19 protein-coding genes are annotated in these 23055 nt (G+C 37.5%); 11 read left to right on the forward strand and 8 right to left on the reverse strand.

Going from position 1 to position 23055, the window contains the following annotated elements; translation table 11 throughout:
- The first annotated feature begins 34 nt into the window (after nucleotides 1–34).
- Nucleotides 35–514 (forward strand): ribonuclease HI, encoded by a 480-nt coding sequence (gene rnhA, locus NU09_RS14295; protein WP_129751984.1) that lies wholly within the window; start codon nucleotides 35–37, stop codon nucleotides 512–514.
- On the opposite strand, the gene NU09_RS14300 is transcribed toward rnhA, so the two are convergent.
- The 3 genes from NU09_RS14300 to NU09_RS14310 form a co-directional block, all read right to left on the reverse strand.
- Nucleotides 511–981, reverse strand: coding sequence for a hypothetical protein (locus NU09_RS14300; protein ID WP_129751985.1), 471 nt, complete (start codon nucleotides 979–981; stop codon nucleotides 511–513). The two genes, rnhA and NU09_RS14300, sit on opposite strands and share 4 nt — an antisense overlap.
- Before the next feature lie 150 nt (nucleotides 982–1131).
- Nucleotides 1132–1380, reverse strand: a complete 249-nt coding sequence (locus tag NU09_RS14305) for a hypothetical protein (RefSeq protein WP_129751986.1) — start codon at nucleotides 1378–1380, stop codon at nucleotides 1132–1134.
- 75 nt (nucleotides 1381–1455) lie between these two features.
- Complete coding sequence (locus tag NU09_RS14310; protein ID WP_129751987.1) at nucleotides 1456–1959, reverse strand: VOC family protein; 504 nt, start codon at nucleotides 1957–1959, stop codon at nucleotides 1456–1458.
- Nucleotides 1960–2163: 204 nt separating this feature from the next.
- On the opposite strand from NU09_RS14310, the gene NU09_RS14315 reads away from it, so the two are divergent.
- Together NU09_RS14315 and NU09_RS14320 are read left to right on the forward strand one after the other, a co-directional pair.
- Complete coding sequence (locus NU09_RS14315) at nucleotides 2164–3108, forward strand: PfkB family carbohydrate kinase (RefSeq protein ID WP_129751988.1); 945 nt, start codon at nucleotides 2164–2166, stop codon at nucleotides 3106–3108.
- Nucleotides 3109–3164: 56 nt separating this feature from the next.
- Nucleotides 3165–5063: an amidophosphoribosyltransferase gene (locus NU09_RS14320; RefSeq protein WP_129751989.1), complete on the forward strand. Its 1899-nt coding sequence runs from the start codon at nucleotides 3165–3167 to the stop codon at nucleotides 5061–5063.
- 286 nt (nucleotides 5064–5349) lie between these two features.
- Here the strand turns inward: NU09_RS14320 and NU09_RS14325 are convergent, their stop codons facing one another.
- Entirely contained in the window at nucleotides 5350–5958 is a 609-nt protein-coding gene (locus NU09_RS14325) for a superoxide dismutase (protein ID WP_129751990.1), read from the reverse strand.
- Nucleotides 5959–6082: 124 nt separating this feature from the next.
- Here NU09_RS14325 and NU09_RS14330 point away from each other — a divergent pair, with 124 nt between their 5' ends.
- The 4 genes from NU09_RS14330 (at nucleotide 6083) to NU09_RS14345 (ending at nucleotide 14805) form a co-directional block, all read left to right on the forward strand.
- On the forward strand, nucleotides 6083–9235 hold the full coding sequence (locus NU09_RS14330) for a UvrD-helicase domain-containing protein (protein WP_129751991.1): 3153 nt from the start codon (nucleotides 6083–6085) through the stop codon (nucleotides 9233–9235).
- Nucleotides 9236–9273: 38 nt separating this feature from the next.
- Complete coding sequence (gene kbl, locus NU09_RS14335) at nucleotides 9274–10467, forward strand: glycine C-acetyltransferase (RefSeq protein WP_129751992.1); 1194 nt, start codon at nucleotides 9274–9276, stop codon at nucleotides 10465–10467.
- Nucleotides 10468–10577: 110 nt separating this feature from the next.
- On the forward strand, nucleotides 10578–11966 hold the full coding sequence (locus NU09_RS14340; protein WP_129751993.1) for an OmpA family protein: 1389 nt from the start codon (nucleotides 10578–10580) through the stop codon (nucleotides 11964–11966).
- Between the two features lie 64 nt (nucleotides 11967–12030).
- Nucleotides 12031–14805, forward strand: coding sequence for a PD-(D/E)XK nuclease family protein (locus tag NU09_RS14345; RefSeq protein ID WP_129751994.1), 2775 nt, complete (start codon nucleotides 12031–12033; stop codon nucleotides 14803–14805).
- A 17-nt stretch (nucleotides 14806–14822) separates the two neighbouring features.
- Here NU09_RS14345 and NU09_RS14350 read toward each other — a convergent pair whose 3' ends face one another.
- Nucleotides 14823–15608 (reverse strand): alpha/beta fold hydrolase, encoded by a 786-nt coding sequence (locus tag NU09_RS14350; protein WP_129751995.1) that lies wholly within the window; start codon nucleotides 15606–15608, stop codon nucleotides 14823–14825.
- A 160-nt stretch (nucleotides 15609–15768) separates the two neighbouring features.
- Here NU09_RS14350 and NU09_RS14355 point away from each other — a divergent pair, with 160 nt between their 5' ends.
- Nucleotides 15769–17046, forward strand: a complete 1278-nt coding sequence (locus tag NU09_RS14355) for an AbiH family protein (protein ID WP_129751996.1) — start codon at nucleotides 15769–15771, stop codon at nucleotides 17044–17046.
- 70 nt (nucleotides 17047–17116) lie between these two features.
- Here the strand turns inward: NU09_RS14355 and NU09_RS14360 are convergent, their stop codons facing one another.
- On the reverse strand, nucleotides 17117–18409 hold the full coding sequence (locus tag NU09_RS14360; protein WP_129751997.1) for an aminopeptidase P family protein: 1293 nt from the start codon (nucleotides 18407–18409) through the stop codon (nucleotides 17117–17119).
- Between the two features lie 110 nt (nucleotides 18410–18519).
- Here NU09_RS14360 and NU09_RS14365 point away from each other — a divergent pair, with 110 nt between their 5' ends.
- The gene (locus NU09_RS14365; RefSeq protein ID WP_129751998.1) at nucleotides 18520–19020 is read left to right on the forward strand and encodes a hypothetical protein; all 501 of its coding nucleotides are present in this window, start codon (nucleotides 18520–18522) and stop codon (nucleotides 19018–19020) included.
- Between the two features lie 3 nt (nucleotides 19021–19023).
- Here the strand turns inward: NU09_RS14365 and NU09_RS14370 are convergent, their stop codons facing one another.
- Together NU09_RS14370 and NU09_RS14375 are read right to left on the reverse strand one after the other, a co-directional pair.
- On the reverse strand, nucleotides 19024–19542 hold the full coding sequence (locus NU09_RS14370; protein ID WP_129751999.1) for a hypothetical protein: 519 nt from the start codon (nucleotides 19540–19542) through the stop codon (nucleotides 19024–19026).
- A 28-nt stretch (nucleotides 19543–19570) separates the two neighbouring features.
- The gene (locus tag NU09_RS14375) at nucleotides 19571–20926 is read right to left on the reverse strand and encodes a hydroxymethylglutaryl-CoA synthase family protein (protein ID WP_129752000.1); all 1356 of its coding nucleotides are present in this window, start codon (nucleotides 20924–20926) and stop codon (nucleotides 19571–19573) included.
- Between the two features lie 177 nt (nucleotides 20927–21103).
- Between NU09_RS14375 and NU09_RS14380 the strand changes: the two genes are divergently transcribed.
- The gene (locus NU09_RS14380) at nucleotides 21104–21961 is read left to right on the forward strand and encodes a ChaN family lipoprotein (protein WP_129752001.1); all 858 of its coding nucleotides are present in this window, start codon (nucleotides 21104–21106) and stop codon (nucleotides 21959–21961) included.
- A 224-nt stretch (nucleotides 21962–22185) separates the two neighbouring features.
- The gene (locus NU09_RS14385) at nucleotides 22186–23043 is read left to right on the forward strand and encodes a succinate dehydrogenase cytochrome b subunit (protein WP_129752002.1); all 858 of its coding nucleotides are present in this window, start codon (nucleotides 22186–22188) and stop codon (nucleotides 23041–23043) included.
- The last annotated feature ends 12 nt before the right edge of the window (nucleotides 23044–23055 follow it).

Here is a 23055-nt window from a genome sequence, read left to right on the forward strand (position 1 = left end):
CTCTCTTTACATAATCAACCAAATCCACTAAAAAATGGCATATCAAATACATATATACACTGATGGCGCAGCCAAGGGCAACCCCGGGCCGGGCGGTTATGGTGTGGTTATGGAGCAGGTAGGTACCGGTTATAAAAGGGAGTTTTATGAAGGCTTCCGGCTTACTACCAATAACCGAATGGAGCTGCTTGCTGTTATTGTGGGTCTTGAAAAATTAAAAACTCCCGGAATGGCCGTTCTTGTAGTTTCCGATTCCAAGTATGTGGTAGATTCGGTTACAAAAGGCTGGGTTTTTGGTTGGGAGAAAAAAGGTTATGCCGGAAAAAAGAATCCCGATTTATGGAAGCGTTTCCTTAAAATATACAGGCAGCATAAAGTAGATTTTAAATGGATTAAAGGGCACAACAATCATCCGCAAAATGAGCGCTGCGACCAACTTGCGGTTATGGCTTCGCAACAGCCTGTGCTTAATATTGATGCTTACTATGAGGCAGAAGGGGAGAAGTTGCTTTAAAATTGAGCTCTAAAGTTGTCAAGCATTTTGATATAATCTTCAGTACAAAATTTATATGGTGCTACTTTACTAAGCCACTCCACAGTTGATCCTGTTTTGTTGGGGTCCCACTCTTTTGTCTTGTCAATGCCTATCTTTTTCCAATGAATTTGTTCTCCAATATTGTATATTTCGGCGACAATTAATGTGCATGAAAAATCACAATCATCAGGACACATGAGTATTGGGCAAATTGATGATGTGTTTTTGAGAGGAAGTATTCGGTTCCATACTACTTCTTTTTCAGATTCACTTTGTATAGAAGGGCTTAATGTAGGAATAAGTCCTTTAAACGATTGTGCCGGATAAAGCTCTTCAAGCTTTTCATCCAGCCAGTAGCTATCAATGTAAAAGTTTAGGAAATCAGGATATATTTCGTAGTCGCTTCTGTCTAACAGGCTCTTTATGTTATTTGTTGCAGATTCCATTTTGTTAACTCCAGCTTATGATTAGTGTTACTAAAGTATCTTTTATTTTTAATATCCCGCCCATTGCTCCTTTTTCTCCGTCAATGTTATAAATTTTAGTTTTTCCTATTTCTTTAGCAGGTATTTTTTTAGTTTTTCACTTTTCTCAATCTAATTTTCTATTTCACTTTTGCCCGTAGTAAATTCAAGAATATACTGTCTTGTAAAAATGCTTCCTTTTTTGGAAACTTTTATATCTTCATTGTCAAAGGGCAATTCGGTTAACCCGCCCCATTCTAAAGTGGTTTTTATTACTTCGTCTTTTTGCCAGGGGAAAACAATGTTTGAAAATATAAATAGATAAACAGTAAGTATGCTGAAAGTAAGTAAAATAGAAAGGATTATAAGGAGTTTTTTCATAGGTGTTGATTTGTAGTAAAAATAAAAAATCCGCTACGTTAATTTGTAGCGGATTGTAGTATTTGTATATTTTTTTTAGCTGTTAAAGGCTTCTTCTAGTTTAGCAATATCCAGTTTTTCCATTTCCAGCAGGGCATTCATCATTTTTCCGGTTTTGGTCTTGTCAGAGTCGCTAAGTAGTTTGTAGAGTACTTTAGGTACAACCTGCCACGATACCCCATACTTATCTTTAAGCCATCCGCATTGTTTTGATTCAGGATTCCCTCCTTCGCCAAGTTTGTTCCAGTAGTAGTCTACTTCTTCCTGGTCTTCACATTTGATGATAAAGGAAACCGACTCGTTGAATTTAAATAGCGGGCCACCATTCAATCCTACGAATTTAGTGCCGTGTGCCATAAACTCAATTGTCATTAGTGCTCCCTCCGGCATACCGTGAATTTCCTGTCCTTCTTTTCCATATCTAAAAGTGCCTAAAATTTCACCATCACTAAATATTGAGGTGTAAAATTTGGCAGCTTCCTCTGCATCTTTTTCAAACCATAAATTAACAGTAAGCGGCTCTTTGACTGAATTTTTCATAATATTTTTATTTGACTGATTTTAAGAATATTACAAAGTTATATGTAATGATTTACCTGTAAAGGGTGCATAACGGACAAAGGATGGGGCATATCACGACAAACTATAAAAAATCCCCTTGATTACTATAAATGAATTTTATGGACAAATTTGCTGTTATCCAACTAATGAAGTATCTTTGCACCTTCATTTTTAATCCTGTTTATGAATAAATTACTTATTGTAGGTTCAGTTGCTTTTGATGCTATCGAAACACCTTTCGGTAAAACCGATAAGATACTGGGTGGCGCGGGCACATACATAGGGCTTGCATCTTCATTTTTCAAAGTACAGTCGGCTATTGTTTCAATTGTTGGGGAAGACTTTCCACAGGAATATATCGACTTATTTTCAAACAGGGGAATTGATGTTTCGGCTATCGAGGTAGTTAAGGGAGGTAAGACCTTTTTCTGGAAAGGGCGTTACCATAACGATCTTAACTCAAGAGATACACTGGAAACGCAATTAAATGTATTGGGCGATTTTCAGCCTATAGTTCCTCAAAACTTTAAAGATGCCGATGTGGTTATGTTAGGTAACCTGCATCCGCTTGTACAGATTAGCGTTCTTGACCAAATGGATGCAGCGCCTAAGCTTGTAGTGCTTGATACAATGAATTTTTGGATGGACTGTGCGCTGCCGGAACTTAAAGAAGTTATTAAACGTGTAGATGTTATAACGGTTAATGACGAGGAAGCAAGACAATTGACGGGAGAATATTCGCTGGTTAAGGCGGCTGCTAAAATCCAGAAAATGGGCCCGGAATTTGTAGTAATTAAAAAAGGAGAACACGGCGCATTGCTGTTTCACGATAAGCAGGTGTTTTATGCACCGGCGCTTCCGCTTGAGGAAGTGTTTGACCCAACAGGAGCAGGCGATACTTTTGCAGGAGGGTTTGCAGGTTATATAGCGCAAAGCGAAAACCTGTCTTTTAAGAATATGAAAAACGCGATTATTTATGGTTCCACTCTCGCTTCTTTTTGCGTAGAGGAGTTTGGTACACAAAGGATGGAACGCCTGCAGAAGGAGGAGGTATTAGACCGCCTGCAACAGTTTAAGGCTTTAACCCAGTTTGACATCTCGCTGGGACTTGATAACGAAGAAGAGTAAAAAATACTAAGGCCTCACTGTGGGGCTTTTTTTAATAAACACAACAATACACAACTATGAGTGACGCTTTAAAGCATGAATGTGGTATAGCACTATTAAGATTACGTAAGCCTTTAGAGTATTATAAAGAAAAATACGGAACGGCTTTTTACGGAGTGCAGAAAATGTATTTGCTGATGGAAAAGCAGCATAACCGCGGCCAGGACGGTGCAGGATTTGCCAGCATCAAAATGGATTTAAAACCGGGGCAGCGTTACATAAGCAGGGTACGTTCTAATCAGCCGCAGCCTATACAGGATATCTTTATGCAGATAAACGGAAGGATTAATGAGGAGATGGCTGCTCATCCTGAATATGCTGATAATGTACAGTTGCAAAAAGAAAATGTTCCTTACATAGGCGAAGTGTTTTTAGGACACGTAAGGTATGGTACTTTTGGTAAAAACAGTATAGAGAGTGTTCACCCATTCCTTCGTCAAAATAACTGGATGCACCGTAACCTTATCGTTGCGGGTAACTTTAACCTTACTAATGTTAAGGAGCTTTTTGACAGCCTTGTAGAATTGGGTCAGCATCCTAAAGAACTTGCCGATACGGTAACGGTTATGGAAAAGATAGGCCACTTCCTTGACGAGGATGTAATGGAAATCTACCAGCAGTGTAAAAATGAAGGTTATACAAAACAGGAAGCCTCGGCAGTAATTGCAGAAAGGCTTAATGTTGCTAAAATACTTAAACGTGCTTCTAAAAAATGGGACGGCGGTTATGCTATGGCCGGTTTAATAGGACACGGTGATTCATTTGTAATGAGAGATCCGGCGGGTATCCGTCCGGCATACTACTACCAGGATGATGAAGTTGTTGTAGTGGCTTCAGAAAGGCCGGTTATCCAAACTGTATTTAATGTTCCTTTTGATGCTGTACAGGAGCTTACTCCCGGTAACGCAATTATCATTAAGAAAAGCGGTGAGACAAATATTGAGGAAATTATTCCTGCACTGCCTAAAAAATCATGTTCTTTTGAGAGAATCTATTTCTCAAGGGGTAGCGATGCCGAGATATATGAAGAGCGTAAAGAACTGGGCCGTTTAGTATTGCCTCAGGTTCTTGAAGCTATAGACAGTGATACAGATAATGCTGTATTCTCTTACATTCCAAACACAGCAGAAACTTCTTTCTTTGGTATGGTAGAAGCCGCTCAGGATTTCCTTAACCAGAGAAAGAATGATTATATACTTAACAACAGGACCACACTTACAGAAGAAACTCTTAAAGAACTTCTTTCGGTTAAGATACGTACAGAGAAAGTGGCTATTAAGGATGCTAAGCTAAGAACCTTTATTACAGAGGATAGCAGCAGGGATGATTTAGTGGCTCATGTTTATGATGTTACTTACGGTGTTATTAAACCGGAAGATAACCTTGTAATTATTGACGACAGTATCGTTAGGGGTACAACGCTTAAAAAGAGCATCATAAAAATGATGGACAGGCTAAATCCTAAACGAATTGTTGTAGTGTCTTCTGCGCCACAAATAAGGTATCCGGACTGTTATGGTATAGATATGGCTAAGTTAGAAGGCCTGATAGCCTTTAAAGCCGCTCATGAGCTTCTTAAGGAAAGAGGGATGGAGCATATCGTTGAAGAAGTATATAAAAAGTCGAAAGCACAGGAAAACCTGCCGGATGATGAAGTAGTGAACTATGTAAAAGAGTTCTATGCGCCATTTACCGACCAGGAGATATCAGATAAGATTGCCGAAATGTTAAGTTCAGATGATATAAATGCTGAGGTAAAAATTATTTTCCAGAGTGTGGAGAACCTTCATAAAGCGTGTCCTAAGAATTTAGGGGACTGGTACTTTACAGGTGATTACCCAACTCATGGAGGTAACCGTGTGGTTAACAGGGCGTTTATAAACTTTTATGAAGGGAATGATGCAAGAGCCTATTAATTAGGTTCTAAGGATGCATTTCGTCGATTTTTTGAACTTTTTACCCGATTTTTGATTAAAAAACTTGCAAATTATCGAAGGTAGTCTTAGTTTTACGGCAAAATAGCATTAGTAAATTAATTTTTACGGTATTTTTGGGGGCAAAGAAGGGGAACTATGTTCCCCTTCTTATTTTTTAAAAACATTTAAATCGTTTAATTTATAGCTGATTACAGCAAAAAAGGGAACTCATTTGAGCTCCCTTTTTCTTTTATTTAAAAAATAAATATTAATAATTATTTAATGCTTATTTTTCGTTAGCGTAACGTCTTGCAACTTCTTCCCAGTTAATAACATTAAAGAAAGCCTCAATATAGTCAGGTCTTCTGTTCTGGTAATTTAGGTAGTAAGCGTGTTCCCATACGTCAAGTCCAAGTATCGGGGTACCTCCGCAACCCACTTCCGGCATTAATGGGTTATCCTGGTTAGGTGTAGCACAAATATCAAGTTTACCTCCTTTGTGTACGCACAACCATGCCCATCCTGAACCAAATTGAGTAGCAGCAGCCTTAGCAAATTTTGCCTTAAACTCAGCAAAAGAACCAAATGCTTTTTCAATAGCAGCTTCAAGCTCACCTGTAGGCTCTCCTCCTCCTTTTGGAGAAAGTACCTGCCAGAAAAGGTTGTGGTTGTAGTAACCTCCGCCATTGTTTCTTAAAGCAGCATTAGACATGTCAAGGTTGATAAGGATATTATCTATCGTTTTTCCCTCAAGATCAGTTCCGTCTATTGCGTTATTAAGGTTGGTTGTATAAGCATTATGGTGTTTAGTATGGTGTATTTCCATAGTGCGTGCATCAATGTGAGGCTCCAGCGCATCATACGCATAAGGAAGTTTTGGTAATTCAAAAGCCATAATATGTCTAAATTTAAAAGATTAATATTAATTTTAATCCAAATTTAGAAATTTTAAGCTTTATAATGAAATAAGATTTTGTTATAATTTCTCTTACTAAATACTAAATCCGTAAAATAACTTAGTGAAAAACACAGCCTTTTCAATATATAATGCTTCTGCAGGTTCAGGAAAAACATACATGCTTGTAAAAGAGTATCTTAAAATCCTGTTGCGTGCTCCTACAGATGATGCTTATCGTAAAATTCTTGCCATAACCTTTACCAATAAAGCGGTAGAGGAAATGAAGAGTAGGATTATTACTAACCTTTCGGAGTTCTCAAAAGACGAACCTGATGTAAAGGCCGAGGCATTAATGAAGAGTCTTTCTGTAGAAACTGGCTTATCATTAGCTACCATAAAAGATAAGTCGAGAGCCATTATTAAAAACATAATACACAATTATGCTTCTTTTGATATTTCTACTATAGACCGTTTTACCCATAAGGTAATACGTGCTTTTGCACACGATTTGAATCTTTCGGTGTCTTTTGATGTTTCGCTTGAAACCGAAAACCTGTTACAGGAAGCGGTTGATGCCATTATTGCTAAAGCGGGAGAGAATGATGTGCTTACAAGTTTATTGGTAGACTTTTCTGTAGATAAAACCGATAATGATAAAAGCTGGGATGTAACCTATGAGCTTTTTGAAATAGGTAAACTGCTTATAAACGAAAACAATCGTAATGAGGTAGTCCACTTTAAGGATAAGCCTATTGAGGAGTTTTTGTTTGTAAAGGAAAAACTGCGACAGAACATAGCAGAACTTGAAGTCGAAAGCAAAGCTCTGGGTGATTCTCTTTTTGTTTTACTGGAACAAAAAGGTATAGACTTAAAATCGTTTTCAAGAGGTACATTTCCTAATCACATAGGTTATATACAAAAAGGGGAGCTCAAATCGACACATAAAAAATACCATGAGCCGGAAGATATAGCCGTAAATAAAACGGCAAAAGATAAAGATATAATTGATTCCGTTTCAGTAGAGTTGCTCAACATGCTTCAAAAGGTGTATAGGAACTATGAAAAGAAAAGCTTTTATGAAGCGTTCCTTAAAAATATTACCCCCTTATCGTTACTTAATTCTATAAGTCAGGAACTGGATCGCATACAAAAAGAGCAGAATGTACTTTCCATATCAGAGTTTAACGCCATTATATATAAAGAGATCCAGAACCAGCCTGCTCCTTTTATTTATGAAAGATTAGGGGAGAGGTACAGGCACTTTTTTATAGACGAGTTTCAGGATACCTCACAAATGCAATGGCATAACCTGATACCTCTTATAGATAACTCATTATCTTCTGAAGATATGGGGGTAAAAGGTTCACTTATGATAGTAGGTGATCCTAAACAGTCTATTTACCGATGGAGAGGCGGTAAGGCCGAACAGTTTATTGAACTGAGTAAGGAGTTTAACCCTTTTTCAAATCCTGATAAGGAGATTATAGAGTTAGGCCAGAATTACAGGAGTTATAGCGAGGTGATTAATTTTAATAATGAATTCTTCTCATTGCTCTCGGGAGAATTTGAGGATGCCGATTATAAAGATTTATATGCCAATCACAGCAAGCAGGAATTTAATGATAAAACCGGAGGCTATGTAAATATTTCGTTCCTTCCCGAAATACAGCAGGATGAAGAGACAGAAGAAACTCCCGATAAAAATGAGCTATATCTTGAAGCTGTTTTACAGACAATACAGGAAGTAAAAGAAAAAGGATTTAAGTACAGGGATATTGTATTACTTACCCGCAGGAGACAGCCGGGTGTACTGCTTGCCAATTTTCTGACCGAGAATAAAATCCCGATTTTGTCTTCAGAAACATTGCTTATAGAAAATGCGGCTGAAGTAAAGTTAATTATCAACTTATTACGCTATCTTAAAAGCAATGTGAATAAAGAGGCTAAAGCCCATTTCCTTTATTTTGCAGCCAATAGTCGAGGCTTAGGAGAAAGAACACATGATTTTATTGCCGAAGGAATGGAGCAGCCTACGGAGCAGGCTCTTGAATCCTGGCTGGAAAATTATGGAATAAGTATCTCATTTAAGAATTGTAGGAAACGATCGCTTTATGAAGCGGTAGAAACTATTATAGATGCCTTTATAAAGGAAAAGGGGAACCAGTCGTATGTACAGTATTTTCTTGACCTGGTGCTTGAAAAAGATGTAAGGGCACAATCAGGTATAGCCGACTTTCTGGAATATTGGGATAACAACGGGTCAAAATTCAGCATACCTTCTCCGGAAGGAAATGATGCTGTAAGGATTATGACTATCCACAAATCAAAAGGTTTGGAATTTCCGGTAGTGATATTCCCTTTTGCAGAAGAGGATTATGCAAAATCGCCGCGTGACAAAATGTGGCTTGAACTGGATGATGAAACACTGGGTTTTCAAAAAGCACTTATTGATAGTAAAAAGGAAGTTGCCGAATATGGAGATAAGGCTTCAGAGCTGTATATGATAAAGTCGCAGGAAGAAATGCTTGATAACATTAACATCCTGTATGTGGCATTAACAAGAGCAGAGGAGCAACTGTATATTATATCTAACAGGAACTTTACTTCTAAAGGCGAACTGACCAATAACATGTCATCTTATTTTATAAAATACCTGATGCAGAAAGGTGTTTTTGATAACCGTATAGCCCGATATGAATTTGGTAGTCCGGAAAAAATATCCGGAACTAAAGAATATGTTTCTAACCAGCAGACTATAGAAGTGGTTAAAGAAAGGTTTAGTCCGAGGGGAGTGAAAATAGCCCAAAGAGAATCCCTTATGTGGGGAACACATCAGCTTAAGGCAATTGAGTTTGGTAACGTAATGCACGAAATATTATCGTTTGTGCATACAGCCGATGATATAGAGCTTGCGATTGTAAAAGCAATAGAAGCAGGGCTTATTACAAAACTGCAGGAAGAAGAAATTAAACAAAGTTTGCATGCTATTGTTCAGCACGATGAACTTAAGGAATTTTTTGCTCCGGATAGTATTGTGTTTAATGAGCAGAACATTATCAGGAAAAATATTCAGAACATTAAACCCGACAGGGTAACCATAAAAGGTAATAAGGCATGGCTGCTGGATTATAAAACAGGAGCACATACATCACGCTATGAAACACAGCTGGCAGAGTATGAAAAGGCATTGGAAGAAATGGGTTATGAGGTGGCTAAAAAAGCATTGGTGTATATATCAGAAAATATAAATGTGGTACATTTGTCGCATAATTAGTGTCTCCTCAACACTTTTAATAAAATAACTAACAAATTATGTACGGAAAAATTAAAGAGTATTTAGCTAAGGAGCTGGAAACTATCAAAGAAAACGGATTATATAAAAAAGAGCGTATTATAGCTTCACCTCAGGACGCTGAAATTACCCTTGAGTCAGGACAAAAAGTATTAAACTTTTGTGCGAACAATTATCTTGGGCTTTCATCTCACCCGGAGGTAGTTCAGGCAGCTAAAGATGCTCTTGATACTCATGGATTCGGTATGTCTTCGGTAAGGTTTATTTGCGGTACTCAGGATATACACAAAACACTGGAGCAAAAAATTGCTGAATTCTACGGAACGGAAGATACTATTCTTTATGCAGCAGCCTTTGATGCTAACGGTGGTGTTTTTGAGCCGCTTTTAGGTGAAGAGGACGCAATTATTTCAGACAGCCTTAACCATGCCTCTATTATAGATGGTGTTCGTTTATGTAAAGCGGCACGTTACCGTTATGAGAATAATAATATGGAAGAACTGGAGCAGCAGCTTATAAAAGCCAATGCAGAAAACAGAAGGTTTAAGATAATTGTTACCGATGGTGTTTTCTCTATGGACGGACTTGTAGCTCCGCTTGATAAAATATGTGACCTTGCAGATAAATATGATGCCATGGTAATGGTAGATGAGTGTCACGCAGCAGGCTTTATAGGTGCTACAGGTAAAGGTACCCTTGAAGCTAAAAATGTTATGGGCAGAGTAGATATTATAACCGGTACGCTAGGTAAAGCGCTTGGAGGTGCTATGGGCGGTTATACTACAGGTAAAAAAGAAATTATAGAAATGCTTAGGCAGCGTTCAAGACCATACTTATTCTCTAATTCTTTAGCGCCTTCAATTGTAGGGGCTTCTATAAAAGTGTTTGAGCTTTTAGGTAGGAATACAGAATTAAGAGACAGACTTGAGTGGAATACCAATTATTTTAAAGAAGGTATGAAAAATGCCGGTTTTGATATTATAGACGGAGACTCGGCTATTGTGCCTGTTATGTTATATGATGCAAAGCTTTCTCAGGTAATGGCCGATAAGCTTTTAAAGAAAGGTATTTACGTTATTGGTTTCTTCTTCCCGGTTGTCCCTAAGGAAAAAGCACGTATCCGTGTACAATTATCGGCTGCTCATACAAAAGAGCATTTGGATAAGGCAATTGCTGCTTTTACGGAAGTTGGCCGGGAATTAACGATAATTTAACTACATTTTAGGCTTATAAGTAGGATAATTTTTAATAAATCGTTTTGTTAGTATTACTTAACGAGCTAAATTTGTTTACTATAACCTATTTGTAATTAAATAAAAAAAGTATGAAACATCTTAACAAACTAATCGTCGCTGCATGTATGGCTGTGGGCTTTAATGCACAAGCGCAGGACGAGAACAATCCATGGGCTGTTTCCTTTGGTGTTAACGCAGTTGATACAAGAACAAGTACTGCTGACGATTTTGGAGACAGATTCAGCCAGTTCTTTGATGCGAAAGACCATTGGAACATTCTTCCGTCAGTATCTTATCTTAATGTGTCCCGCTATGTTGGGTCAAATCTTTCTGTTGGTTTAACCGGTACAGTAAACAGAATTGATAAACTGGTAGAGAGGGATGTAAACGGAAACCGTATTGTAACAAATCCTGGCGATTTGAGCTATTTTGGCCTTGACGCTGCAGTTAAATACAGCTTCATGAAGCCGCTTAACTCTAAATGGTTTGATCCTGCACTTTATGTAGGTGGAGGCTATTTATGGTGGGGAGATGAAAATACTGGTACTTTCAACTTTGGTGCTCAGTTTAATTTCTGGGTAACAGAAAATGTAGCATTCACTCTTCAGTCAGGTTACAAAAAATCTTTTGCTGACAGAGTTGAGGTTCCGTCACACTTCCAGCACATGGCAGGCTTAACGTTTAAGTTTGGTGGAAAAGATACTGATAAAGACGGTATTTATGACAAAGACGATATGTGTCCTAACGAACCGGGTCTTAAACAATTCCAGGGATGTCCTGATACAGATGGAGACGGTATCCCAGATAAAGATGACCAATGTCCAAACGAAGCAGGTACTGCTGAGTTCCAGGGATGTCCTGATTCAGATGGAGACGGTATAGCTGACAGAAGCGACGCTTGTCCGGATGTTGCAGGTCCTAAAGAACTTAATGGTTGTCCTGATGGTGACAGCGATGGTATAGCTGATAAAGACGATAAATGTCCTACTCAGGCTGGTCCTAAAGAAAACGGAGGTTGTCCTTGGCCAGATTCAGACGGAGACGGTGTTCTTGATAAAGACGATATGTGTCCGGAAGTAAAAGGTACTGCTGCAAACCGTGGTTGTCCTGAAGTTACTGAAGAGGTAATGAAACAACTTAATGACTATGCAAGAACTATCCTGTTTAACAGTGGTAAGTCAACGTTTAAAGATGAGACTATGCCGGTTCTTGAAAACATGAAAAATATCCTTAAAGAGTACCCTCACGCTAAATTCAGCATTGAAGGTCACACTGACAGTGATGGTAGCAACGCGCTTAACCAGACGCTATCTGAAAACAGAGCTGCTGCTGTTAAAACATATTTAGTTGAGCATGGTATCGATGCAGGAAGATTAAGATCTGTTGGTTTTGGTGAAACTCAACCAATTGCTTCTAACAAAACTGCTGCTGGTAAAGCTCAAAACAGAAGGGTAGAAGTTAAATTAATCAAGGAATAATTTACTTTTCCAAAATAAATAAGAACGCCCCGGTTTTTCCGGGGCGTTTTTTTATTTTTATGGCATGGCACAAAACACCTTTCTTGATAAGCTAAGCGAAAAGATTGTACATAGCTATCCTGATAAGCTTCAGGATATTGTTATTGTTCTTCCTAATAAAAGGGCAAAGGTTTTTTTACTGGAGGCCTTAAAAAGGCAACTGGACAAAACTGTTTTTGCTCCCGAAATTATTAGTATAGAAGATTTTGTGCAGAATGTATCGGGTATAAGATCGATAGATCCTATCGAACTGTTGTTTGAATTTTATGCTGTTTACTTAAATATAACTGAAAAGGAGAAACAACAGCCTTTTGAGAATTTTGCAAATTGGGCAAAAACACTTCTTCAGGATTTTAATGAAATAGACCGTTACCTGCTTAATCCAAAACATGTACTGTCTTACCTAAAGGATATAGAGGATATTAAACACTGGTCGCTGGATTTACAAAACAGGACCACAATGATTGAGAATTATCTTGAATTTTGGAACCTCCTGCCTTTATATTACGATTCGTTATACAATCACCTGTTGCAGAAAGAAACTGGCTATCAGGGGCTTATTTATCGTGAGGCAGTAGGTAACATCAATCACTTTTCTAATGCCTTTAAAAAACATAAGCTTATTTTTTCAGGGTTTAATGCCCTTAATGCCGCCGAAGAAAAAATTATCAGGCATCTGCTTTCGGCCGGGCAGGCAGAAATATATTGGGATATAGACGAAACCTTTTTAAATGATCCTTACCATGATGCGGGGCTTTTTGTAAGGCGCTTTAAACAATCCTGGAGGGAGTACCATACACAAGCGTTTGAATGGATTGCTAACGATTTTAGCAAAGAGAAAAATATTAAGGTTATTGGTACGCCCAAAACCGTGGGGCAGGCCAAAATAGCCGGACAGATCATTGAAAAACTCCAGTCTAAGGGGCATAGTCTGGATAAAACGGCTTTGGTACTGGGAGAGGAAAATATGCTTATCCCAATGCTGTATAGCCTTCCTGCAAGTGTAGGGAGTCTTAATATTACCATGGGGTACAGCAGTAAGAACAATCCTGCGCAATTACTTATTCAAAAACTGTTTAAGCTGCATACTAATGCTATAAACCGTAACGAGAAAAGCTATACGCTTTACTATCGTGAAGTACTTGATATTCTAACACATCCATTGGTAGAGCCGCATACCGGAGCTGCGAAACTGGTTGAGACTATCAATAAAAACAATATCACCTTCTTTTCCTTAAACAAGCTGTTTGAAATTCAGGGAGAGGCCACACCTTTTTTTAATCTGCTTTTTGAACGATGGGATAATGATGTAAAGGCGGTGCTTAACCAACTTTCGGAAATACTGCTTACGCTTAAATCATTTATGGGGAATGATGACGAAGAGGAAAAGATAGCCAAGGCCTTTTTATATTCGGTATTTAAGGTAATCAATAAGCTTATCAATTATGCCGAGGCACATCCTGAAATGAACAGCCTTACTGTGCTTTATACGATTTACAAGCAGGTTGCCGAACTGGCAGAGGTGTCCTTTGAAGGAGAGCCGCTAACCGGACTGCAGGTTATGGGGGTGCTTGAAAGCCGTGTGCTTGATTTTGAGAATGTGATCATCACGTCTATGAATGAAGGGAAGTTTCCGTCAGGAAAAACACAAAATTCATTCATTCCCTATGATGTGAAAAGGGAACTGGGACTGCCAACATATAAGGAAAAGGACGCTATTTACAGCTACCACTTTTACCATCTGCTTATGAGGGCAAAAAACGTATACCTGCTTTACAATACCGAAAGCGAGGGGCTTGATGCCGGAGAGCGAAGCCGTTTCCTTACCCAACTTGAAATAGAAAGAAAACCACAACATAACCTGCAAAGTACCATTTATAATGCTTATTTACCTGATAAGGCTTATGAGCCTATGGTGATACAAAAATCTGAAAAGGTTATGGAAAGGCTTAAGGAGATAGCTACTGGTAAGGGCTTTTCGCCATCGGCATTAACAGGGTATATTCGTAATCCTATACAGTTTTATTATCAAAGAGTACTGCGAATCCGTGAAGTGGATGAGGTAGAAGAGAGTATTGCGCTTAATACGTTAGGTACTATTATACACGGTGCTCTTGAAGAACTATACAAACCGTTCCTTAATAAATTCCTTACCGTTCAGGGTATAGACGACATGAAAGCCTTAGCCGACGATGAGGTTATGCGTCAGTTTGTTTTGGTTTATAAGGAAGGCGAGATTAAAAAAGGGCGTAACCTGTTGGCTTTTGAAGTTGCCAAACGTAACGTGCATAATCTTTTAAAACTGGAACGAAGACTTATAGAAGAAGGCGATGCGGTAAAAGTACTGGCATTGGAACAGACTTTTGAACGTACACTGGAAGACAGCAGGCTGCCTCACCCTGTCAAAATATCAGGTAATATAGACCGCATTGAGCAACGTAACGGAAAAATAAGGATAGTTGATTATAAGACCGGGAAGGTAGAGAAAGGTAATCTTGTGCTAAAAGCATGGGACGGACTACCATTAGATATTAAGAACGAAAAGATAATACAGCTGCTTACCTATGCTTTTATGTATGAGCCTAATGCAAATGGTATGGAAACCGAAGCCGGTATTATATCTTTCAAGAATATGAAAACAGGCTTTATGAATTTTAGCTTTAAGGATGGTTTTGACAGAAGCGCACCTGCCTCTAATGTTATTGATAGCGATACTCTTGGAGAGTTTAAAACTCAGCTTGTAATCCTTATTAAGGAAATTTTAAATCCCGATATTCCGTTCGAGGAAAAAATGGATTAGTATTTATTTATGTTTTGTCAATAGATTGTTCTGAAAAACTCTAAAAGATCTCTTTGTAAATCTTTCCTGTCCTCAATATGAGCCATATGCCCGTCGGGATAGGTAATAAGCTTTACGTTGGTACCGTCAAGCTGGCTTAGGCTGTCCTGATAGTTCATAACAGGATCTTTTTTACCTAAAACAAGCAGTATGGGGTAGTTTGCGGTATGTAAAAGCATTTCCCTGTCCTTTCTTACCTTCATACCTTCCAGTGCGGCTACAATGCCCTGTAAAGGGGTTTTTAAAGCTTCGTTGCGTATCGCTTCAATCTCCTTAATTAATCTATCACGATTCTCCTCGCTAAAAAGATTGGCAATAGCCAGGCGTACAAAGTTGGTGTAGCTTTGCTTTACCGCTTTAATTGCCCTGTCACGGTTTAGTTTGCGTTCCTCACTATCGGGACGTGATGTAGAATTTTGCAACACAATACCCTTAACCATATCAGGATACAGCTCTGCTATGGCCAGTGAAACATAACCTCCCATAGAGTGGCCCACAAAAACAGCTTTTGTAATATTTAGTTCCTCCAATACGGCATAAACAACATCAGCCATATCTTCCATGGTATGTATGTAGCCTATACAATCGGTTTGGCCATGACCTAAAAGGTCTATGGTTATAACACGGTAGTATTTTGAAAACTCCGCTACATAGTGTTCCCACATCGTACTGTTTTCTAAAAAGCCATGCAGCAGCACGATTACTTTTCCGTTTCCAGTGTCGGTATAGCTAACAGCCGCGTTTTTATAATGAAGATGTTTCAAGTTTCAGGTTTCAGGTTAACCCCTTCTTCTTTGTGTTTAAGAGTGTTCCCCTCTTGAGAGAGGCTAGGGGTGTGTTGTTGCAAAAATACTCTATCTCTATAAAAAAGGCTAAGCAAATTTTTGTTAAATAGTTATCTTTGAAATACTAACACACCTTTCTATGAATAGACTTGTTATTATAGGCAATGGTTTTGATCTTGCACACGGTTTACCAACTGGGTATTGCGATTTTATTGATTGGTATTGGGAGAAGGTCATTGAGCATTTTAAGGGATTGGTTAATTCATCATATTCTGATAATTTAATAGAAGTAGATTTTTATTTTAAAAGTATAAGTAGAAAAATTTCTGAAGTTGACTATAAGATTGTAAAAGATTATTCGAGTTTTAAAAGTTTTATAGAAAAGTACAGTGAGGCTTATGAATTAAAATATAAAGATAAACATGACAGGTGTTATTTAAAATATAATAATTCTTTCTTTGAGAATATCTGTAGTAAAAGGGAAATAAAGAATTGGGTAGATATTGAAAACGAGTATTTTAAAATTCTTAAAGTTTTAGTGACTCCAGATCAAACTGTTAAATATTCAGGAGATATAAAACAACTTAATCAGGAGTTTGAACAAGTAAAAAATCTTTTGGAAAATTACCTACATGAAAAAATTTATAAGGGATACGATTTTACTATTCATAATAATAAAATCAATCAAATTTGTGAACTATTTAATGTAATGAATAGATTTACAGACTGGAACAAGTTTCGAGAAGAGTTTTCAAAAAGTGATAGAAAAGAGATTCAGTCTTATTATAATAAGCTGAAAGAATATAATTTAGGTGAAACTTATCATATATCAAATTTTATAAGGTCACAAGAAATTGAGATTGAAAATCTTTTTTTGAATTTTAATTATACTTCTACTGTAAAATGCTACATGGATAATATGCGTAATTCAAATGCGAATTATTATGGTACGAACACATTGTTACATATTCATGGAGAATTAAATAATCCTAAAAATAAAATGAATTTTGGTTTTGGCGATGAGATGGATAATGATTATAAAAAGATTGAGGATAAAGATGATAATGAGTATTTAAGAAATATAAAATCATTTCAATACCTGCAAAACCCTAATTATCGTAAACTTTTAGATTTTGTTGAGAGGGATAAGTTTCAGGTGTATATCATGGGCCATTCTTGTGGGTTATCGGATAGGATTTTGCTTAATACTATATTTGAACATCAAAATTGTCGATCTATAAAATTGTTTTTTTATCAAAATGGAGATAAAGACAATTTCACAGATATAATACAAAATATATCCCGTCATTTTAATAAAAAGAAAATGATGCGTGAAAAAATTGTAAACAAAACGCTTTGTACGCCTTTGCCGCAAGAAATAAGGTTTAAAGAAAAAAATAACGGCTCACGATCGTGAGCCGTTTTATATTTTACACACCCCTAGCCCCTCTCAAGAGGGGAACTGGGTGCTGTGACTGAAAACTTATTTACACATTCATCAGGCTTTCAATCTCATCAGCCTCGATAGGGATGTTGCGCATCAGGTTAAACGGCTCGCCGCTTTCCTGAATCACTACATCATCCTCCAGGCGGATACCAAAGCCTTCCGCTGGGATATAAATACCCGGCTCTACGGTAAATACCATATTAGGTTTCATTGGTTCAGCCAATAACCCATAATCGTGTGTGTCAAGTCCCAGATGGTGAGATGTACCATGCATAAAGTACTTTTTGTAGGCAGGCCAGTCAGGGTTTTCATTCTGTACATCGGCTTTATCTATAAGGCCAAGTCCCAAAAGTTCCGAAGTCATTATCTTGCCCACTTCCACATGATATTGTTTCCAAAGCGTACCCGGAACCAGCATTTTAGTAGCTTCGTCCTTAACGCGTAATACGGCATTGTAAACGTCTTTTTGTCTTTGTGTAAAACGTCCTGATACAGGTATGGTGCGCGACATATCGCTTGAATAGTTGGCATACTCGGCACCTACGTCAAAAAGTATCAGTTCGCCCTCGCGGCATTGCTGGTTGTTTTCCACATAGTGAAGTACATTGGCATTAGCACCCGAAGCGATAATTGGTCCGTAAGCAAAACCTTTAGATCGGCTACGGATAAACTCATGGATAAACTCGGCCTCAATTTCATACTCCATAACACCCGGTTTGGTGAAAGAAAGCACGCGACGGAAACCTTTCTCGGTAATATCACACGCTTTTTGTAAAAGGTCAAGTTCCTCACTCTCTTTAATAGAGCGCAGGCGTTGTAATATAGGATTGCTTTTTGCTACCTGATGTGCAGGATATTTCTCTTTCCACCATTTAATAAAACGGGCTTCGCGAGTCTCTGTCTGTACAGAAGAACGGTAGTGCTCGTTAGTATTTATGTACATGGTGTCGCAGTACGTCATAACTTCAAAAAGCACTTTTTCAAAGTCCTGTAGCCAGTATACACTTTTAATTCCCGATACCTCAAAAGCACGCTCTTTTGTTAGTTTTTCACCTTCCCAAACGGCAATATGTTCGTTGGTTTCACGAAGGAAAAGTATTTCGCGCAGGTGCTCATACGGAGCATCCGGACAAAGTAAAAGTATGCTTTCTTCCTGATCAACGCCACTCAGGTAAAATATATCGCGGTGTTGTTGAAAAGGTATGGTGCTGTCGGCACTAATAGGGTAAATATCGTTAGAATTGAATACCGCCACGCTTTTAGGTTTCATTTCGGCCGTAAACTTTTTACGGTTCTTAATAAACAGGTTGCGGTCTATCTGATGGTATTTCATGATATACTGGTTTTTTAAAATTTTGAGTTTCAAAAATACTAAGATTAAAACGAAATAATGTTAAAGCAAAGAGGTAGTTTTTTATATTTACTAAAAATAATGGCTTCATTATGAGAAAAACATATTTGCTTTTGGCCACATTCTTTTTTGCTTCGGTTTCGGCTTTTGCCCAAATGAGTAAAAAGGAAATGGAAAACCTTAAAACGGCACAATATGCCGGAAAATACAGTTATGATAATGGCGAGGGCTATGGTGAAGGAGAAGTTATAGTGTATCCGGAAAGTGATTCAACCATTTTGTTTTACATACAGCTTCAGGCGGGCGAGCCTTCTTATAATATGGGCGATTTATGCGGCAGGGTAACCCTGACAGACGGTAAAGGGATTTTTGAATTCAAATCGGATTATGCCGATGAGGGCTGCAAATGGAGTATGAATTTTGCCGATAATAAGCTGGTTATAGAAATTATAGATGAGCAGTATGAATGTGGTTTTGGATATGGTGTATATGCCGATGGTAACTATAACCGTAAAAGCAACGCCATACCGGAATACTTTGTAGATTTTACCGATACCAAACAATATTTTAAAAAGCTAAAGCTTGAGAAATAACTTCTAAAAAATAATTAATGTTAATACAAGAATTATTATTAAAAAAATCAAGCAACCTAACCCCTTGTTCTTTGGTTTATTAATTTCTTTAGGAGTTTCTTTTTTTTCTATAACTTTTCTTTTGTCTATAATTTTTATATCGCCAATTTTCTTTGCTAAAGCATAATAACTATCGTTAATATTTACTTGTAAAATTATTATATCATTTGCATGAATATCGGATTCAAGTCTGCCAACAGTAATTTCTCTGTTTACTCTTAGATTTGATATTAATGAATTTATGCTTTTTGAATTTACTTCATGTATACTTTGGTGGATTGAAGCTTCTAATTGTATACCGCTATGAGTTACATAATAACAATTTACAATTCTTAAATTTAAAGTTTTAGAAGAGATGTTTTTTATAAAGATTTGTATGAATGGGGTATAGTCTGTTTGTATGACTTTTTCAATCCCAATCTCTATAAATTCATTTTTAGAAAATTTATTATCTGAACTATTTAAAAATTCGCTTATATCCATAGTTCAATATTACTAAAATATTTTACAACTACTCCACCCACTTATAATATCTTGCTCCCACCAGATTTGGGTTCTCTTTTTCTATATAATCCAATACCCATTCGTTGCGGGGTTGCAGTAAACTTGTTTTCTGTTCTTTTTTGTGTAATGATACATAATCCTCAAACGCTATTTCCTTACTAGTGGAAAGCGTTTCAAATAGTTTTACAGTGGTGACAGCTTCTTTCCATCCGCTTTGTATGGTTCCTTCAAAGACTTTAGATTTCGATCCGCTGCCGTATGCCAGGAAGCCAAAGGTTTTTCCGGTAACATCAATTTCTTTTTCCACAAACTGACTCAAAGCCGATAACAACCCCATAAATACCGAACCTGTGTAAAGGTTACCTATAAGCGAAGAAGCAGGTTCTGCAGGTTGCAATTTTTGGTTTACAAATTCCTTATATGCCTCACTTTTACTTATATCTTTCAGTTTTGTTGCATAGTCGGGGTCATTTTGCTGTGCTAAAGGTTCCGCTGCATCAATAGCAAATATTTCACTAAACATCCTGCGGCCCTGATAAGCGTAGGGAAGGTGCATAATTATGCTTTCCCATTTTTCGTATAAAGATCCCTTTATGTTGTTTGCTTCCTTAAACCTAAAATAAGCTTCACGAGTTCGGTCGGTATAACAGGTGTTAGAGTACTGGCCGTCAAATACGGGTTGGTCTTTGTGTATTTCAATTTCGGCTTCCAGATTGCCAAACCATTCGGTATTGCTGTTGTTGCCTGTTATGGCTTCTTTTTCAATTGTACGGTAAGGTTTAAAGAAGTCGAAAACACCTTTGGTGCTTACTGCCCAGTTATGGTTAAAAGCTATTATTTTTGGGTTAGCGGTAATCAGCATAGCCAATGCACCTGCGCCCTGAGTATATTCGCCTGTCGATTCCAAATCATATTTCGCAATGTCGCTGGTGATGACCACTGCTTTCTTTTCAGGATTAAGTCTTATATAATCAAGACAATTTTGAAGGGCATCCACGCCCCCTATGCAGGCAAAAGTAAAATCTACCGTATCGCAGTTGGAAAAGCTGCCTTCTCCATATAACTGTTCCATAAGTGAAACCACAAAAGAGCCTATAGGTTTAGAACTGTCTATACCGCTTTCGGTACCTACATATACTCTTGAAATTTCCTGTGGATTAATGTTGTTCTGCCTAATCAGTTTTGTAAGTGCGTTGGCAGCAAAAACAACAGTATCCTGATGCACATCAGGTAATGTCATTTTCAGTAATCCCAGTCCTTTTTCAAGCTTTTCTGGGTCAATGTTTCTTGCATTTGCAAGCGTTTTTATGGGCAGGTGCAGTTTTGCTATATCAAATGCGATAGCATCAATTCCGGTAGTCATTAATAATAGATTTGGACAGTAAAATTAGCATAGCTAACGCACAAAAAGGAGATAAAAATGTATCAAGAAGTGATTTTTGCGGATTTATGAAAAAAATGACCTGAAAATTTACAATGTAATAATCAAAAAAACGCTCATTATACTGTAATTTAGTGCCGTTCTAAAAAACTGTGTTGTATGAAAAAATTACTCACTCTGCTATTGCTTTTGTCTTTAGGGGTTAAGGCTCAGGATAAACAGCCGTATCAGCTGTATACTAAAGAAGGAAAAAAAACTACTTATAAAAAGCTGTTGAAGGAAGCTGAAGGTGCCGATGTGGTGCTTTTTGGAGAATACCACGATAATTCGCTTATACACTGGCTACAGCTTGAGTTTACCAAAGACCTCTCTACAGAAAAATACCTGGTACTTGGTGCAGAAATGTTTGAGGCCGATAATCAAAAAGAACTGAACCAGTACCTGGCAGGTGAAATCGATCAGAAAGCATTTGATACTGTGGCAAGGCTTTGGAGTAATTATAAAACCGATTATAAGCCTATTATTGATTATGCAAAGGCTAATAATATTCCGGTTGTCGCTACCAATGTACCAAGAAGATATGCCAGTCAGGTATACAAAAAAGGTCTTGCATCTCTGGAGGAACTAAGTGATGAGGAGAAGAAATGGATTGCACCGCTGCCTATTGCTTATGATGGCTCTTTACCGGGTTACCAAAAAATGATTGAGATGATGGCAGGGCACGGAGGAGCTTCGGGAGAAAACATGCCAAAAGCACAGGCAATAAAAGATGCTACCATGGCTTATTTTATTACTCAAAACCTGAAAAAGGATTATGTTTTTGTGCACTTTAACGGTACGTATCACAGCGATAATTTTGAAGGCATAAGCTGGTATCTTAAAAAAGCGAAGCCTGAACTTAAAATTGTAACCATATCTGCAGTTTCGCAAAAGGATGTCGCAGAACTGGAAAAAGACAACAAACAAAAAGCCGATTTTATACTGGTTGTAGACGAGGATATGACCAAAACGCATTAATAGTGCGTTTTAACAAAACGTAAAATTCATAATGAGTTTACAGTTTTGTTATATTTTTTAAAGTTATTTAAGGTTGAAAAGATATTTCATAAAAAATAAGTGAAAAAACCGCGAAAAACATGTCTACTTTAAACTGATTATAAATTAGGTCGCAAAGGTTGTAGTTATTGTGTTTTAACTTTACTTTTGTATGATTTTTTTAAAAACTATTTTATTTAAATACTATGGCAAAATCTGCACTATTAAAGTCGTCGCTTGCAAAAAAATACTGGATGGCTTTGACAGGTTTATTTTTATGTTTGTTCTTAATAGGGCACTTACTAGGTAACCTTCAATTGCTTTCTACAGGAAAAGATGCGGCACTTAACTTCAACAAGTACGCGTTATTCATGACAACGAACCCGGCAGTAAAATTACTGTCTTACCTGACTTACTTTTCTATTCTTTTTCACGCTGTAGACGGAATAGTGCTTACAGTGCAAAACAAAAAAGCAAGGCCGGTAGGCTATGTTAAGAACAGTGCTTCAAGCAACACTATCTGGGCTTCAAGAAACATGGCTGTTTTAGGTACTTTAATCCTTGTTTTCATTGTTACTCACATGACAAACTTTTGGGCGGTAATGCATTTTGATAAGAAAATGCCTTTACAAACGGTAACTATCGAGTCTGAAGTTATGCCGGGTATGCCACCACAAACTCAGGAAATGTATGTTACTGTAGAAGGTTCTTACATACCGGTTGCTGCTGTAGAGCAGGGTATGATCTCTATCCAGAACAGAACTGAAGTTTACAGAACAGATAATAATCTTAAAATAGCTCACCTATACAAAGACCTTTATAAAATTACTGTAGAGTTCTTTAAAGATGCTAAATGGGGATTAATCGCAACTATACTTTATGTATTCTCTATGCTGGTTTTAGCATTTCACCTTTACCACGGTTTTGGTAGTGCATTCCAGTCTCTTGGATTAAATAATCCAAAATACAACCTATTGATTAAAAATTTCGGAAAAGCGTTTGCTATAATAGTACCACTGTTGTTTGCCGTAATTCCGGTTTATATTCACTTTTTTCTAAAATAAATCAACATCAAT

This window comes from Flavobacterium beibuense, from assembly GCF_004151245.1.
In the GTDB taxonomy this organism is placed as follows: Bacteria; Bacteroidota; Bacteroidia; order Flavobacteriales; family Flavobacteriaceae; genus Flavobacterium; species Flavobacterium beibuense_A.